13 protein-coding genes are annotated in these 16,330 nt (G+C 39.9%); 9 read left to right on the forward strand and 4 right to left on the reverse strand.

Features of this window, described 5'->3' with window-relative positions:
• Window positions 1-157: 157 nt before the first annotated feature.
• The 3 genes from ACFW0C_RS00285 to ACFW0C_RS00295 form a co-directional block, all read right to left on the reverse strand.
• Complete coding sequence (locus tag ACFW0C_RS00285) at window positions 158-739, reverse strand: hypothetical protein (RefSeq protein ID WP_378104355.1); 582 nt, start codon at window positions 737-739, stop codon at window positions 158-160.
• Between the two features lie 158 nt (window positions 740-897).
• The gene (locus ACFW0C_RS00290; RefSeq protein WP_378104357.1) at window positions 898-1,113 is read right to left on the reverse strand and encodes an IS3 family transposase; all 216 of its coding nucleotides are present in this window, start codon (window positions 1,111-1,113) and stop codon (window positions 898-900) included.
• 244 nt (window positions 1,114-1,357) lie between these two features.
• Window positions 1,358-2,179 carry a MetQ/NlpA family ABC transporter substrate-binding protein gene (locus ACFW0C_RS00295; protein WP_378104359.1) on the reverse strand — a complete coding sequence of 274 codons (822 nt, stop codon included), beginning with the start codon at window positions 2,177-2,179 and terminating at the stop codon, window positions 1,358-1,360.
• A gap of 216 nt (window positions 2,180-2,395) precedes the next feature.
• On the opposite strand from ACFW0C_RS00295, the gene ACFW0C_RS00300 reads away from it, so the two are divergent.
• The 8 genes from ACFW0C_RS00300 to ftsY all read left to right on the forward strand — a co-directional run bounded on the left by ACFW0C_RS00300 (window position 2,396) and on the right by ftsY (window position 14,003).
• Window positions 2,396-3,403, forward strand: coding sequence for an MsnO8 family LLM class oxidoreductase (locus ACFW0C_RS00300; protein ID WP_378104361.1), 1,008 nt, complete (start codon window positions 2,396-2,398; stop codon window positions 3,401-3,403).
• A 104-nt stretch (window positions 3,404-3,507) separates the two neighbouring features.
• Window positions 3,508-5,559 carry an ATP-dependent DNA helicase RecG gene (gene recG / locus ACFW0C_RS00305; RefSeq protein ID WP_378104362.1) on the forward strand — a complete coding sequence of 684 codons (2,052 nt, stop codon included), beginning with the start codon at window positions 3,508-3,510 and terminating at the stop codon, window positions 5,557-5,559.
• Between the two features lie 166 nt (window positions 5,560-5,725).
• Window positions 5,726-6,748, forward strand: coding sequence for a phosphate acyltransferase PlsX (gene plsX, locus ACFW0C_RS00310; protein ID WP_378104363.1), 1,023 nt, complete (start codon window positions 5,726-5,728; stop codon window positions 6,746-6,748).
• A 102-nt stretch (window positions 6,749-6,850) separates the two neighbouring features.
• Window positions 6,851-7,090: an acyl carrier protein gene (locus tag ACFW0C_RS00315; protein WP_378104364.1), complete on the forward strand. Its 240-nt coding sequence runs from the start codon at window positions 6,851-6,853 to the stop codon at window positions 7,088-7,090.
• 86 nt (window positions 7,091-7,176) lie between these two features.
• Window positions 7,177-7,866: a ribonuclease III gene (rnc, locus tag ACFW0C_RS00320; protein WP_378104721.1), complete on the forward strand. Its 690-nt coding sequence runs from the start codon at window positions 7,177-7,179 to the stop codon at window positions 7,864-7,866.
• Window positions 7,867-7,886: 20 nt separating this feature from the next.
• Entirely contained in the window at window positions 7,887-11,462 is a 3,576-nt protein-coding gene (gene smc / locus ACFW0C_RS00325) for a chromosome segregation protein SMC (protein WP_378104365.1), read from the forward strand.
• Between the two features lie 84 nt (window positions 11,463-11,546).
• On the forward strand, window positions 11,547-12,368 hold the full coding sequence (locus ACFW0C_RS00330; RefSeq protein ID WP_378104367.1) for a Cof-type HAD-IIB family hydrolase: 822 nt from the start codon (window positions 11,547-11,549) through the stop codon (window positions 12,366-12,368).
• A gap of 609 nt (window positions 12,369-12,977) precedes the next feature.
• Window positions 12,978-14,003, forward strand: a complete 1,026-nt coding sequence (ftsY, locus tag ACFW0C_RS00335) for a signal recognition particle-docking protein FtsY (RefSeq protein WP_378104369.1) — start codon at window positions 12,978-12,980, stop codon at window positions 14,001-14,003.
• 378 nt (window positions 14,004-14,381) lie between these two features.
• Here the strand turns inward: ftsY and ACFW0C_RS00340 are convergent, their stop codons facing one another.
• Window positions 14,382-14,867: an LURP-one-related/scramblase family protein gene (locus tag ACFW0C_RS00340; RefSeq protein ID WP_378104370.1), complete on the reverse strand. Its 486-nt coding sequence runs from the start codon at window positions 14,865-14,867 to the stop codon at window positions 14,382-14,384.
• A 335-nt stretch (window positions 14,868-15,202) separates the two neighbouring features.
• On the opposite strand from ACFW0C_RS00340, the gene serC reads away from it, so the two are divergent.
• Window positions 15,203-16,285, forward strand: a complete 1,083-nt coding sequence (serC, locus tag ACFW0C_RS00345) for a 3-phosphoserine/phosphohydroxythreonine transaminase (protein ID WP_378104372.1) — start codon at window positions 15,203-15,205, stop codon at window positions 16,283-16,285.
• Window positions 16,286-16,330 lie beyond the last annotated feature (45 nt).

The raw sequence follows: 16,330 nt of genomic DNA on the forward strand, positions 1-16,330 counted from the left end.
GACACCATACGTTAGGTAATGACTATGGTGTTTGCGAAAGACCCCCATGAATTTGATATCATGGGGGTTTTTATTTATGTGAAATTTTATGACGAAAAATAAAGGAGGCGCAATGAATAAAATAGGAGAATATATTTTTTGGATTCGCATATTTGGACTAATAGCTATCGATAGTATCAAATGTCAGTTCATATAAATTTTTATCATCCAAATTAAGGAATTTCTCAATATTGACTCGGTACATAATATTATTTTGCTTTTTAGAGAGTTGATTATAGTAGCTTATATTAATAAGCATATGGGTTTTATAACCATTATTTTTAACTGTATCTTGAAATTCTTCAAGCGCATTTTTGCCAATGGGCATTAAATAATATTTATCACTAGGTAAAACATTAAGGTGTTTTTCTTGTATAACTTCGTTTTCATTTAAATAGACTTTTATATCTATATTTTTAGCAGTTCCCCCACCTAAATTTTGTAGTTTAAAAGCAGTATTTACATAGTCAGAATCCGTTTCAGTTATATTTCTTAACTTTAAATTTTTTCCTTCTTGTTCTATAATAATTTGATCGAAAGTCAAGAATGGGATGAAAGAAATTTTAATTTGTTTGATTTGTACCATTACCGAAATGAGATATAACAGTGCCATAATAAATGTGCCGATTGAACCAACTGCTTGTATAATATTTATCATCCAATTCTCCTTTTGAAATAAGTAATCTTTTAATGCTACCATACACCTTTAGTTTAAACTGTTCAATCAATTCATGGTCATGCGCTGATACCACCCCATAATTGATTAACCATTCAGTGTGTTCTGGTTATCAAGTAAATAGATAGCCAGTTACAGGGTTTGAACCCCTACCAATAACCTGAACGAATAAAAAAAGAACACTATACTGCCCACAGAAGATGGTCCCGATAAGCAGTTGGGGTCATCTTTTTTAATTTTTTCTGATAACGATGATTGTTGTAAAATTCAATATACACTTCGACAGCATAGCAAAGGTCTTGTAGTGTTTCTCTTCTTTCGGATAATACTACATCCTTCCTATGGCCGAAAAATGATGCCATTGGTGAATTGTCATAACAATTCTCTTTTCTAGACATATCCAAATTGTTGATAGCTATCAACCCATCTTATTACAATAGAATCTTGAATATTATATTTCTTGCTACCGCTAGGTAACCACCGTCTTTCCCCAGATAATGTTTTATAATTTCCAATTTAAATTCTAGTGAATATTTTGCTATAAAAATAAACCCCCAAAAGTTAGATTTTTGGTCTAACTTTTGTGGGCCTCTACATAATACTTTCTTCGATGGCTTTTTGTCTTTTGTATAAGTCTATAATCTATTGATTTTCTTCAGGGATAAGCCAAAATTCAGTACCAATTTCTTCGTTGCGGTCAAGGACTGCCTGATTAAAATCATCTGATTGATAGATAGCTTTGATATCTTCAACCCAAGGCTGGTCCATTTTATCCGCAGTGGTAATGGCTTCAAGTAGTAGGCCTTCGATTGGTTGTTCTGTGACCAAACGAGAATCTAAGTCCATACCTGCATCATAAGCGATTGATCCAGCAACTAAGGCATAAGAAACGTCTTGGATTGCAGGTGGGATAGCAGCACTTTGCATTTCGACAATTTCAATGCCTACATGATTTTCTTCGATATCGTCAGCAGTCACTTTGGCTGCTTCAACATCCGGGTTTAAAGTGATCCACCCAAGATCTTCCATGAGTAATAAACCACGCATCATGGAAACCGTTCCAGTACCGATAGCGATGGTATCACCTGCTTCAACATCATCAAGACTGTCTTTTTGTCCTGGATAAATGGCAGCAGGTACAGTTGGGACACGGACAATTTGCTCAAAACTAGCACCCAGAGTATCATTGTAACTTTCAGTGCTCAAACGGTTACCATCTACATTGATATCCGCTTCACCCTCATCAACGGCAATCATTGCTTGGCGATATTCGGAAAACTGAATTTCTTCAACGGTGTAGCCTTGTTCTTCTAATCGTGGGGCCACTTCTTCCATAAATAAAATAGAATACGGGCCAGGTGAGGTGGCCACTTTGATGGTTTGTGTGTCACTGGTACTTTGTCCGCAAGCTGCAAGCACCAAGGCAACCAGTGCTAACCCAATATATTGTAAGAATCTTTTCATTTTTCTACCTCCCAAAGGTGTTTTATTCATTCACTTAAACTTATCATAGATTGTTAGGAATAAAGACACAATATGCTTGTGTGGGGTTACTGGAATTCGATCATTGTTGACAGTGATTGATGTATATTTCATTTTCTACACATACAAATGGGCAGTTTATTCTTTTTCTACATATGGTAAAATAGAGTTATTGAAATCAGTAAGAGGAGTGACAAAATGACTTTAGGGATAGGTATTTTAGATTTTATACCTCGGGATAAAAATACATCGGTATTAGAGTCCTTTGAGCAGTCAATAGAATTAGCTAAATTGGCGGATGAAAAGGGCTTGGACCGGTACTGGTTAACAGAACACCATTCAACGCCAGCTGTCTTATCATCAACTCCACAGTTATTATTGGCCCGTTACGGTGCAGCAACAAAGCAGATTAAATTGGGTACGGGTGCGGTGATTATGAATAATTCCACTGCTTATCAAATTGCAGAAAACTATATGGTGCTTGAAGCCATGTATCCTGGGCGTATTGAAGCAGGTGTTGGCCATTCTATGCCAAAAGAAGTCACCCGTCAGGAAACATTAGGCATGCAGATTAATCGTGGACTGGACTATGAAAAGACGATTTCACAAATTGCAGGTTTACTTTATGATGATCTTGCAACTGAAGATGAGATGCATGGACTACGTGTAATGCCTACTTATTTCGATGGGGTAACGCCACTTTATACCATGTTGGGTTCACGCCGTAATGCAAAGTTTATTGCGGAGAAAGGTTTAGGCATGGTATTCGGTTTATTCTTCTCAGGCGATTTGGCTGAATGTATTGAGACGATTAAAATCTACCGGGAAAACTTTAAACCTTCAAAAGGAATGCCAAAACCTTCAGTATTGATCGCCCTTTATGCAGTGACGTCTACAAAGCGCAATATGAAGGAAGTATTAAACTATGCCTTAAATGATTGGATAGATGCACTAGAAGATGACAAACGGGCGTATCTAGAATTGATGGAAGTATCTGAAGCAAGGGACTTTGTGACAACGATTGATCCGGATGCAGAAGATAGACATGCTTCAAGAAAAGTGTATGGCACACCTAAACAAGTAGAAATGCAGTTACGCCGTTTGAAAGAAGAAACCAAAGCAGATGGCTTCTTGGTTGCCAACCAATTATCGGGATTTGCGAATCGACGCGCTTTGATTGAAATATTGAGTCAAGTAAATATTTAACGATATCATTGATTTTAGTAATAAGGTGAATTTAATAAAAGAAGCCTGGTTTGTCCGGGTTTCTTTCATTATAGCTAGTTATTTTAAGGAAAGGGGGGATTGTGATGGCACGAGCTTTATCCGATTCAGTGACGGTTTTGAAAGGTGTTGGCGCAAAAAAAGCGGCATTATTAGAAAAGGTTGGGATTTCAACGGTTGAAGAGTTACTTTACCATTTTCCTTTCCGTTACGAAGATGTGTCTGTAAAATCGGCTGGTGAATTGATGGATAATACCAAAGCTTCGGTAAAAGGCGTGGTAGTGACGGAACCCGTTGTCCAATACTTTGGGCGCAACCGTAACCGTTTGACCTTTCGCTTAGCTATGGACCATGAGGTGTTGCAGGTTATCTTCTTTAATCAGCCTTATTTAAAAAAGCATATTCAAGTCAACCAAGAAATTGTTGTTTATGGGAAATTTGAAGCGGCTAAACAGCAAATTGTAGGGATTAAACTCTTTTCCAACCACCAAGAAGATGAGAATGGTGATAATGATTTTGAAGCGATTTACCATTTAACTCAAGGCTTGTCGACTAAATCGTTAACGGACTTAATCAAACAAGCGATTGATTTATATGGAGACCTAGTGGTGGAATTATTGCCCGAAGCTTTGCGGGAAAAATACCAACTCATGCCGCATAAGTTCGCCATCCAGCAAATCCATTTTCCAGATAGTGAAGAAAATAACCGGCAAGCTAGGCGGCAATTGAAATACCAGGAACTTTTCTTGTACGCCTTGAAATTACAATGGCGCAAATTGCAACAACGCCGCATTGCCAATGGTGCCCAAGTACTTTATGATAACGACCACCTGCGTGACTTTATCCAGACGATTCCCTTTGAATTGACAGCTGGCCAAAAGGCTGTAGTGAATGAAATTTGTGCAGATTTACGGCAACCCTTTCAGATGAACCGCCTGCTTCAAGGAGATGTTGGATCAGGGAAGACGGTAGTAGCTATGATTTGCTTAGTGGCAACGATTGATGCTGGTTTTCAAGGCGCCATGATGGTACCTACTGAAATTTTAGCTGACCAACATTATGCCTCCATTGCAGGCTTTTTTGAAAAAACGGATTACAAAGTGGCTTTACTGACTGGTTCAACAAAAACTAAGGCACGACGGGAAATGTTAGCCGACTTGGTAAACGGGGACATTGACCTCTTAATTGGGACGCATGCCTTAATTCAAGATGATGTAAAATTCGCTGACTTAGGGATGGTGGTGATTGATGAGCAGCACCGGTTTGGGGTTAATCAACGGTCTAAATTAGTGGCAAAAGGGGAATTCAAAGCACCTAATGTTCTCTATATGACCGCGACCCCGATCCCTCGTACATTGGAGATTACCTTGATGGGGGATATGGACGTTTCTAAGTTAAAGGAAATGCCTTCGGGTCGTATTCCAATTGAAACGTCTTGGGTTCGTCATAACCGACAAGCTCAAGTAGATGAACAAATTTGGCGAGAAGTGCGAAAAGGCCGGCAAGCTTATATTATTTGTCCTTTAATCGGTGAATCAGAAGCCTTAGAAGCACAAAATGCTGAGCATATATACGAAACTTATGCTACTCAATTTGGCAGTCAGTTTTCAGTTGGTTTATTGCACGGACAAATGAGTGCGGACGAAAAAGACCAAGTCATGGAAGCCTTTAAAAACAATGCTATTCAAATACTGGTATCCACAACGGTGATCGAAGTAGGGGTTAACGTACCTAATGCGACTTATATGGTGATTTTAGATGCTGACCGGTTTGGTTTAGCCCAGCTCCATCAGTTAAGAGGGCGGGTAGGACGTGGTGAGCATGCATCATACTGCGTATTAGTAGCTGATCCAAGAACAGATAACGGTAAACAGCGGATGAATATCATGGTTGAATCGACAGATGGTTTTTACCTTAGTCAACAAGATCTGGAATTACGTGGTGCCGGTGATTACTTTGGTACCCGTCAGTCTGGTTTACCAGAATTTAAGGTGGCTGACCCAATAGAAGATGGTGTCATTTTAGAAGTGGCTCGTGAAGACGCCATACAGTTTATCCCTTATTTTGAAGGTAACCAAACTGAATTCGCTGATTTAGCCGGATGGCTTGACCAGCAAGTGACAACAATCAACGCTTAGGATTATTGGTGCAATAAAAATTGGGGAAGATAAGGACAATCAGGATCAAGGTGCTGTAAGTTTTCAAGCAGAAATCCTTTTGCCCTTATAGGCTACAAGTGTCACTGGGTATGCTATAATAAGAACAGATTTTTGAATTTATTGAATGTAGAAAGTAGGCATAGAAATGAGAATTGCAGTAGATGCAATGGGTGGCGATAACGCGCCTAAAGAAATCGTCTTGGGTGGCTTAAAAGCTGCAGCTGAACGTAAAGACGTCACCATCATATTTTATGGAGATGAAGATGCGATCAAAGCAGAAATTGAAGGGCCTACACCTGATAACGTGGAAATTATTCACGCAGCAGATAAGATTTTATCTGAAGATGATCCGGTTCGCGCTGTGCGTTCAAAACGTGAGTCATCAATGGTGATGGCAGCGCGTGCAGTCCGTAACGGTGAAGCAGATGCCTTGATTTCAGCAGGTAACACAGGTGCCTTATTAACATCAGGCTTACTAGTGGTTGGCCGAATGAAGGGTGTTGAGCGTCCAGCCTTAATGGCAGCTCTACCAAACTTAGCCAATATTGGGGACTCAGTATTATTAATAGACTGTGGTGCCAATGCGGAATCGAAAGCGTCTTATTTAAATCAATATGCAGTCATGGCGTCAGCTTATGCCCGTGCAGTCTTGAAAAAAGACGCACCTTCAGTTGGTTTATTGAATAACGGGACTGAAGACAATAAGGGGAATGACTTAACGAAAGAAGCCTTTGGTTTGTTGAAAGCCAATGATCAGATTCACTTTACTGGAAATGTAGAGTCTCGTGAAATTTTAAACGGGGTAGCAGATATTGTCGTAGCCGATGGATTTACCGGAAATGCCGTATTAAAATCAGTGGAAGGAACAGCGGCTGCTGTCATGAAATTGGTTAAAAATGCCATTATGGATGGTGGTGTGTCGTCAAAACTTGGTGGTTTATTGATTAAAGGGTCATTGAAAGATATGATGACAAAAATCGATTTAGACCAAGCTGGCGGTGGGATTTTATTTGGTGTTAAGGCACCTGTATTAAAGGCCCACGGGTCATCCAATGCGACGAGTGTCTTCCATACGATATTACAAGCGGCGACGATTGTGGATGCAGGTATTATTGAGGAATTAGCGACGACATTTGAAAATGAGATGGCTGCCAAGAAGGCAGAATAATTTAGATAATATTGGGGGCTAGCTCGGCCTAGTTTCCCCCTTTTAAAAAAAGAAAAATTTTTAGATGAAATGTTACTGAAGGTTTGATATAGGAGGATTTTCATGGCAGAGAGTACAACTTTTGATCAAGTAGCGGCTTTAATTGTGGAACGTTTCGGTGTGGAGGCTTCTAGTGTGACGCCTGAGATGTCGTTTACGGACGATTTGGGTGCGGATTCCTTGGATGTTGTGGAATTGGTGATGGAATTGGAAGACAATTTCGGCATCCAGATTTCTGATGATGATGTTGAAGAGATTAAAACTGTTGCGGATATTGTGAAGTATATCGATAGCCATAAATAGGCTTAGGAGTCGATGTTTGAGGAGGCTGGCAGTTGGTTGTCCAGCCTTATTTTATTGAAATTAAAGAAGGAGGAATTTTCATGGATTTGTCAGGTGTAAAGGCTCTATTAGCTGATCAGTTTGGTTTAGAGTTACAAGATGAAACGCACTATATTGAGGCGTTTACCCATTCTTCGTATGTGAATGAGAACCAAAAATTGGCGTTGTTGGATAATGAGCGGATTGAGTTTTTAGGGGATGCTGTTTTAGAGTTAGTGGTATCTAATTATTTATACCGAAATTATCCTAAGATGGATGAGGGACAGATGTCGTCTTTACGTGCTTTAATTGTTCGCGAGGAGTCATTAGCTAAACGTTGTGTTGAGTGTGGTTTTGACCAATTTGTCCGTTTGGGTAACGGTGAAGAAGCAAGTAATGGTCGCAAGCGTCCGTCTTTATTGTGTGACTTGTTTGAGTCTGTTTTAGGTGCGATTTATCTTGATCTTGGGTTAGATGCGATAGAGCATTTCATGTCCCTAACCATTTATCCTAAGATCAAGAATGGCGAATTTACGCGTTTATCTGATGCGAAGACGGCTTTACAGGAAGAATTACAGAAAAAGGGTGCTATCCAGTTGTCTTACGAATTAGAAAGTGAGTCTGGTCCAGCCCATAGTAAGGAGTTCCACGTGGCGGTTCGTTTATATGATGAAATCATTGGACGAGGTGTTGGCCATTCTAAGAAGGCGGCGGAACAAGCTGCGGCGGCCAATGCTTTAGAAATGTTGAAAAAATAGTGGGAGAAAGGAATTAGCCTGTGTACCTAAAAACAGTTGAAATGGTCGGCTTTAAGAGTTTTGCAGATAAGACGACAATCGAATTTGATAATGGGTTTACAGCTATTGTAGGACCAAACGGCTCAGGGAAGTCGAATATTACAGAGGCCATTAAGTGGGTTTTGGGGGAGCAATCTGCCAAGTCCTTGCGCGGGTCTAAGATGTCTGACGTGATTTTTGCTGGTGCGGAAGACCGCCGTAAGGGCCAATATGCCCAGGTAACCCTGACTTTTGATAACAGCGACCGGGCTTTGGATTTTGATACGGATGAGGTATCTGTCTCACGTCGTTATACAGCGGCTGGGGATTCTGAATATTTGATTAACCGCCGTCCATGTCGTTTGCGTGATATCACGGAATTGATGATGGATACGGGCATCGGACGAGATTCTTTCTCCATTATTTCCCAAGGTAAGGTGGAACAGATTTTCACCCAGAAACCGGAAGATAGACGGGGGATTTTTGAAGAAGCTGCTGGTGTTATGAAGTACAAGTCGCGTAAGCATGAAGCTGAACGGAAGTTGAAACATACTGAAGAGAACTTGCACCGAATTTATGATATTTTATCTGAACTTGCCGACCGGATTGAACCCCTTGAAATGCAAAAAAATGCAGCTTTACATTATAAGGAATCAAAGGCAGAGCTATCTGAAATTGAGATTGCTTTAACGGCTGTTCAGATTGAAACCTTGAATGAGCAGTGGCAAGTAGCGAAAAATGACATCGTAGCTTACGGTGAGGATATCCAGAAACGTCGAGCTGCGTTAACCGAAACGCAGACTTATCTAGCTGAACATAAAGGTAAAGCGAATGAAGCAGACGCGTCTGTTAATCAATTGCAAGAGCAATATGTTGATTTGGTGAAAAATGCGGAGCAACTACAAGCCAAAATTCAAGTTCATCATCAAAAAGTCCTTTTCAAGGAAAATAACCAAGCCAACCAAGCTGAAAACCTTGATAGTTTGAAGGCTGCAGTAAAAGACTTTAAAGCTTCTATTATCCAATTGAGAGCCCAGTTAGGGGATATGGAAAAGGCTATCGCAGAAAAAACGACTGACCGCGATAGTATACTGTCTGCGCTTGAAGACCTTTCGGATGATTCTGAAGCGGCAGTTCAAGCCAAACGGACCGAATATATTGCGGCCCTACAAAAGCAATCTAGCTTACAAAATGACTTGAGTCAGCTGGAAAAAGATATGGCGAATGAAGCGGCCTCAGTGGAAAAAGACCAATCTGACCGGTCTGAAAAAGAAGCGCAATTGGAAGACTTGAAAGACCAATTGGCCAAAGCTGTTGCTGATAAAGAAGCCCTGGGCCAAGAAATCGAAGCCTTGCTAAGCCAATACCAGGCTCAAGACCAAGCAGTCAAAGCCAAGCAAGACGAGGCCTACCGGGCCAACCAGGAAATGAACCAGGCCAATCAACGGTTGATGCAGGCTACTGCCCGTAAAGAGTCGCTAGAAGATTTGGACCGCGACCACGCTGGTTTCTACCAAGGAGTTAAGGCCGCTTTAGATCTATCGAGTTCTATCCAAGGGGTCCACGGGGCGGTAGCCCAATTGCTCCGCGTGCCAGATACTTATACTGGCGCCGTTGAAACAGCGCTAGCTGGCGCTATGCAAAATATTGTGACCCAAAATGGTCAGGTTGCTAGCCAATTAATTGGTGAATTGAAACGGCAACGTGCAGGGCGGGCAACTTTCCTACCTCTTGATGTAATTAAAGGCCGGTCAGTAAATCCCAATGACTTGAATAAAATCCAATCTATGCCTGGATTTATCGGTGTGATGGTTGATTTGGTTGACTTTGACAGCCAATACCAACACATCATGGCCAATTTAATGGGGAATGTCATTGTCGCTGATCATCTTGATAATGCCCGTGCGATTGCGAAAGCCTTGCATTCTCGCTACCGAATTGTGACCCTAGAATCAGATGTGATTAACGCTGGCGGGTCAATGACTGGTGGGGCAACGAAACGAAGTAACAATGCTGGTTTATTGTCAAGGAAAACGGACATCGACCACTTAAGCCAGGAAATCAAGACCTTGACCGCAACCGTAAGCAACTTGCAAGAAGAGATGCAGCACGCGTCACAAGAAGCTGAAGAGATGGTGAAAGACCTTGAAATCGTCAAGGCACAAGGGGATGAAGCGCGCTTTAGTGAACGGACTTTAACCAATCAAATTGACCAGTTAACCGGGCAAATTGCTGACTTAACTGAGGCTTTAAAAACCGGTGAAAGTCTGCAAGCTTCTGCTTCAAAAACAAAGGCCAAGCAAGAAAAAGCCAAAGCAAAGTTAGAAGCCGATTTAAAAGTTATTGACGACCAAGTAGACCAATTGAAAAATCTGATTGAGGATATGAACTTATCTGCTACAGATAAGGCTGAAAAACGGGCACAATTACAAGAACAATTGCAGGCTTCGGAGACCGAATTAGCGGTCTTGAGGTCCAAATATGAGCAAGTTGAAATCCAATTGCAGGGTCAGAAATCGGAACTAGCCGCAAAAGAAAACCAAGTCAGCCAAGTGGAAGCTGAACTCAAGTTAATGAGAGAGGCTATTTTGTCCAATTCTGAAACTTCAGGGACCTTGGAAGCTGACTATCAAGCGGCAGTTAAAGCCCAAAAAGACTGCGAAGCTGAATTGAAGGCCATACGCAAAGTCCGAAACGACGCCCAAACCAAGGCGGATGAACTGGACCAAGAAGTTCAAGAGATGAATACGCATCTCCAAGACTTGCTTGAAAAACAAGCTAAAGTGGAAGCAACAGCCTCACGTTATGAAGTGTCGATTGACAACCACTTGACCCACTTGCGGGAAGAGTACGGTTTGACCTTCGAACGGGCAAGAGCGACGTCAGAATTAACCATGTCCATGGAATCAGCGTCCCTTAAAGTGCGTCAGTTGAAAAAAGAAATTGAACAAATTGGACCGGTTAATTTAGCAGCCATTGATGAGTTTGAAGAAGTGAATCAACGGTTTACCTTTATGCAAAAGCAACGAGATGATGTGTTGGCTGCCAAAGAAAAACTCTATCAAACGATTTCTGAAATGGATGAAGAAGTGTCTGAACGGTTTGAACAAGCATTTGTTGCTATTCGGGACGCATTTGAAGAGATCTTCCCTAAACTATTTGGCGGGGGTCGGGCGAGTCTTAAATTGACACAACCGGACAACTTGCTGGAATCAGGGATTGATATTGAAGCGCAACCACCTGGCAAGCGACTTCAACACTTGTCCTTATTATCAGGTGGGGAGAAAGCCTTAACAGCAATCGCCTTATTATTCGCTATTTTAGATGTGAAAACAGTGCCTTTCTCTATCTTGGATGAGGTGGAAGCAGCCCTTGATGAAGCCAATGTTGCCCGTTACGGACGGTTCTTACGTGAATTTGCGGATAAGACGCAATTTATTGTGATTACTCATCGTAAGGGGACAATGGAGTCAGCTAATATCTTGTACGGGGTGACCATGCAAGATTCTGGGGTATCTAAATTAGCGGCAGTTCGTTTAGAAGATTTCGATGAGAAAATACTAGAATCATCAAATTAAATAGGAATTATTCGTGTTTCATTGGGAAATGTGGCAAAATGTAAGTAATTTAGTAGAAATATTGAATAGAAATATGAGGGTATTATGATTGAATTAATTGCAATTGATTTAGATGGCACTTTGTTACGGAACGATAAGACAATTAGTGAGGGTAACCGTGAAATGATCCGCAAGGCGATTGATAACGGTGTGGATGTCGCCATTTGTACTGGGCGACCACTTGAAGCCATTCAAAAATTTTTGGATACTTTAGAAACCAATTCTGCTGACCACTATTCAATTACTTATAACGGTGGGCTAGTTGTTCAAAATAAGACTGGTAAGGTGGCTAGCCAAGTGACCATGTCTATGGCAGATGCTAAACGGTTATATGACGTGATGGCGTCTTTAGAATTGCCACTTGAAGCCGTATTGATTGACGCAGTTTACCAATTCCCATTCCCTGAAAATCATCCAGGTCATTATCAACAAACAATGAATTTCTTACCGTTTAAACAATTTGATATGGCCAATTTAGATCCAGAAACGGCTATTTTTAAAGTAGTCGTGAATACAGAAACGGATCATTTAATGCGTGTGATTGATCAAATTCCAAACTGGGTATATGAAGATTTTGAAGTGATGCGTAGTCATCCTTTCCAATTAGAAATCATGCCTAAAGGGATTGATAAAGGAACTGGTGTGAGTCATTTAGCCGATATTTTAGAATTAACCAAAGACCAAGTGATGGTAATTGGTGACGAGGAGAATGACTTAGCGATGCTTAAGTGGGCTGGCACATCTGTGGTGATGGCAAATGGTCGACCAGATGTAAAAGCGTTCGCTGATTATATCACAGATTCTAATGAGAATGACGGTGTTGCTAAAGCAATCGACCATTTTGTTTTCTTTAAGACAGATGATTAAAAATAACGTTATAATTAGATTAATATACTGATTGATTTAAGTCCTTTAGGAGAATATTATAAGCCTTCGGCTTACACTTTTCCTATCATTGCCTTAAAATTAGGATGTGATGCAAGGATGTCCAGACAGGAGACGATGGAAGAATAGCGTGTATCACACAAGGTGTGATGCAAGGTATTCTGAAGCGGAAACCTGTCTATCCTGCAGAGCTCAACTTGCAGTGGGACCGGAATTAGCCAAGGTCTAATTCCTTGCCTGACGATTCATTCTGTAAGGAATAAATTTCAAACAGAATGATATGGGTCAGTCATCCTTTTTCACTGCGAAGGCATGATAGGAAAGTTCCAGCCTCATGCTGAATATGGAAAATACTATTTAGTACAATATATAATGAGTAAATTAAATTTATAAGTTGTATCAAAATAAATACTTTATTAAATATTGTTTGATTTTAGTAAAACTGTTTCAATTTTTACCAAAAATAGTATTTAACTTAGCGTTAAACAAGACAGTTATTTTTATCATATAAGTAGGTCTATTGGAATTATTACTTAACTTATAATGTTACGATTGCATTTAAAATTTTTAATTTAGTGAAGGAGTGATACGATGGGATTATTTGACCGTATTAAACGCGCGTTTACGGGTGAGGATGAGATTGTTGAACAACAGCGTCAATCTGAATCATCTAGTCAAGAGCAGATTGTCTTTGAAAAGTACGATAAGGGTGTTGAGAAAACACGTCGTTCTTTCTCTGACCGTATGAATGAATTATTTGCTGGTTTCCGCCAAGTGGATGATGAATTTTTTGATGACTTAGAGGAGACGTTCATTTCTTCTGATGTTGGTTTTGATATGACACTTGCCTTATCTGATGCAGTGCGGGAGGAAGTGCAACGTCGCGGTGCTAGTTCAGGTGAACAAGTAAAAGATGTCATCATTGAAAAAATGGTGGAGATTTACGACAAGGGTGGCGAGCCTAATGTTGAAATCAATGAAAATCCAGATGGTCCAACAGTCGTTTTATTTGTTGGCGTAAACGGTGTCGGCAAAACAACTACTATTGGGAAAATGGCTTACCAATTAAAACAAGATGGTAAAAAAGTCTTGCTTGCTGCAGGGGATACTTTCCGTGCGGGTGCGATTGAACAATTAGAAGAATGGGCACGCCGTATTGATGTGCCAATTGTGACCGGTAAGGCGCAAGGAGATCCGGCTTCTGTCGCTTTTGACGCAGCGAAAACTGCGCGTGAAGGTGGTTATGACTATTTATTAGTAGATACAGCTGGACGATTACAAACTAAAATTAACCTAATGAACGAATTAGATAAAATGAAACGTATCTTAACACGGGAATTACCTGGTTCACCGCATGAAATTTTATTGGTACTCGATGCAACAACGGGGCAAAATGCCTTAGTCCAAGCTAAAGAGTTTGATAAGACTGTAGATATTGACGGTATTGTCTTAACCAAACTTGATGGAACTGCTAAGGGTGGCGTGATTTTTGCAATTCGTTATGAGATGGATATTCCGGTTAAATTTATCGGACTGGGTGAAAAAGTGGATGACCTGCAAGTGTTTGATGCAGAGAAATTCATTTACCAATTAATTAAAGATGTTGTAGAAGTATAACTTTAATAGACAGAAATAGACTGACTTAGACCATCGATGAATGGATAAGTCAGTCTATTTTTTTGCATATACAACAAAGAATTGAATTTTGTTTAATCGTATTTCTGGTCACTATTGCCGGTGATGATCTTAATTTAAGGCATTTTCGTTATCTGATCACTTTAAACTGTGGCTTTTAGACAAATCTCTACGGTATTTCTGAAACTTATCCATAAAAAGGCAGTCCTGGAATGAGAGCAGGCCTATTCCTGAGGAAGAAAAATGTTTTAGCTGTTAGGCTAAAGTGAATGGATTTACTGAAAATTGTTGGTATGTGCTTCCAGTAAGCCTTTATTATAGTAATTTCAGCTTAGGTAGCGGTCATCAGTTTTACGTTTCTCAACCAGATTGTTGCTTGTCACGGATAGTATCAATCGAAAGAATAATCGCTAGTACAATAATAGGATCTACTTGAGTATCATCAATCGATATTTCAAAAGTATCTGACCAAGATAGCACTTTTGTTTTAACCTGCGCAATTGTCTGATTTTCTTCATCTTTAATGACGTAATGCCAACCTAAAAAGTCTCCTTCAATTGTCCATCCGATATCTTGAATGGCCATTTTGGTTTTAAATAAGGTCATTTTTTGTTGGATAGTCGCCACGTAATCATTGCCTTGGTAAACCTTTAGCTGGGTTAAAAAGCGAAAAGGCGATTCTTTTACATAAGCCAGTTCTTCATCTGTTAGGGCATCGTAAATCCGTAATTGGCGTCCAATTGAAAATAATTTACCTGATACACGAAATAGGGGCGTTTGATTGTGGTCGTAAATATTAAAATCCTGCTTTAATGAAAATAACTTTTGCTTCATATATAATTTCATGTTGTCACTCCCTCAAGCTCTTTTATAGAATGATAACTTATATCATCCAGAAAGGACAATATATGTACTAGTTGGTTGGAAATAGGAATCTTTTCTAGTCCTGAAAACACGAACATTGCGAGCGTTAATTTGTGAAAAAATAGTTTATAAACGTACGAAAATCCCAAAATTAAAGGTTATATTCTGTTTTTTATATGCACAAGGTGCTATTCGAATAAAAAATGAGAGAAAAATAAGTTGAAATTAGGGTAGATTAAAATTAAATGAAAGCATATAATAGTGGTGACGATGTGAAGTCGTTCAAAATATGCAAACCAATAGATGGAGGAAATTAAATGACAACTGTTTATAATTTCTCAGCTGGACCGGCAGTATTGCCAAAAGCTGTATTAGAACAAGCACAAGCGGAACTTTTAAATTACAACGGTACAGAGATGTCCGTGATGGAATTGAGTCACCGCTCATCCTCCTTTGTTGAGATTATCGAACGAGCTGAACAACAATTGCGCAATTTGATGCACATTCCTGATCATTATAAAGTGTTATTCTTACAGGGTGGGGCAACACAACAATTCACAATGGTACCAGCAAACCTAGCAAAAGGGCAAAAGGCTCAATATGTGAATACAGGTTCATGGGCTACAAAAGCCATTAAAGCAGCCGAAAATTTAGATGATGTGTCGGTTGATGTCATTGCATCTTCTAAGGCACAAGGGTTTACAGAAGTACCAGAAATTACTGCTGAAGCTGTTGATTCAGAGGCAGCTTACTTACATATCACGACGAATGAAACAATTGGTGGCGTAACTTTCCATGATATCCCGGCATTTGATGGGGTGACTTTAGTAGCGGATATGTCCTCTAATATTTTAGCAAATGACTATAAAGTAGAAGAGTTCGGTTTAATTTATGCGGGTGCACAAAAGAACTTGGGTCCTTCAGGGGTTACAATTGTTATTGTACGAGAAGATTTACTGAAAGATGATCAATCTCTACCGGATTTCTTCTCTTATGCAACACAAGCAGATAAAGACTCTATGATTAATACACCACCAACATTTGCTGTTTACATGGTTGGTTTGGTATTGGATTGGGTAGCAGCACAAGGTGGACAAGAAGCCATGTATGAGAATGCTAAACAACGTGCGAACTTATTGTATGACTACATTGATCAATCTGATTTATTTATCAACCATGTAAAAGCAGAAAACCGTTCATTAACCAATATTCCATTTTTAACGAATGATCCTGAATTAGACAAGAAATTTATTGCTGAAGCGGATGCTGCTGGATTTAAACAATTAAAAGGCCACCGTTCAGTGGGTGGTATGCGTGCTAGCTTGTATAATGCTTTCCCATTAGAAGGGGTTAAAGCACTAGTAGCATTTATGAAAGCATTTGAAGAGGAAAATAAATAGCCGATCAACAACTTAAATATGCGGCTTACAGTGTAATGATGGTCA

Origin of the sequence: Aerococcus sp. NPDC058936 (assembly GCF_042741995.1) — a bacterium.
GTDB lineage: Bacteria > Bacillota > Bacilli > Lactobacillales > Aerococcaceae > Aerococcus.

Excerpts from the sequence above, each read along its gene's own strand:
- ACFW0C_RS00285 (WP_378104355.1), bottom strand. The coding sequence starts at position 739 with ATGGTAGCATTAAAAGATTACTTATTTCAAAAGGAGAATTGGATGATA.
- ACFW0C_RS00290 (WP_378104357.1), bottom strand. The coding sequence starts at position 1,113 with ATGTCTAGAAAAGAGAATTGTTATGACAATTCACCAATGGCATCATTT.
- ACFW0C_RS00295 (WP_378104359.1), bottom strand. The coding sequence starts at position 2,179 with ATGAAAAGATTCTTACAATATATTGGGTTAGCACTGGTTGCCTTGGTG.
- ACFW0C_RS00300 (WP_378104361.1), top strand. The coding sequence starts at position 2,396 with ATGACTTTAGGGATAGGTATTTTAGATTTTATACCTCGGGATAAAAAT.
- recG (WP_378104362.1), top strand. The coding sequence starts at position 3,508 with ATGGCACGAGCTTTATCCGATTCAGTGACGGTTTTGAAAGGTGTTGGC.
- plsX (WP_378104363.1), top strand. The coding sequence starts at position 5,726 with ATGAGAATTGCAGTAGATGCAATGGGTGGCGATAACGCGCCTAAAGAA.
- ACFW0C_RS00315 (WP_378104364.1), top strand. The coding sequence starts at position 6,851 with ATGGCAGAGAGTACAACTTTTGATCAAGTAGCGGCTTTAATTGTGGAA.
- ACFW0C_RS00330 (WP_378104367.1), top strand. The coding sequence starts at position 11,547 with ATGATTGAATTAATTGCAATTGATTTAGATGGCACTTTGTTACGGAAC.
- ftsY (WP_378104369.1), top strand. The coding sequence starts at position 12,978 with ATGGGATTATTTGACCGTATTAAACGCGCGTTTACGGGTGAGGATGAG.
- ACFW0C_RS00340 (WP_378104370.1), bottom strand. The coding sequence starts at position 14,867 with ATGAAATTATATATGAAGCAAAAGTTATTTTCATTAAAGCAGGATTTT.
- serC (WP_378104372.1), top strand. The coding sequence starts at position 15,203 with ATGACAACTGTTTATAATTTCTCAGCTGGACCGGCAGTATTGCCAAAA.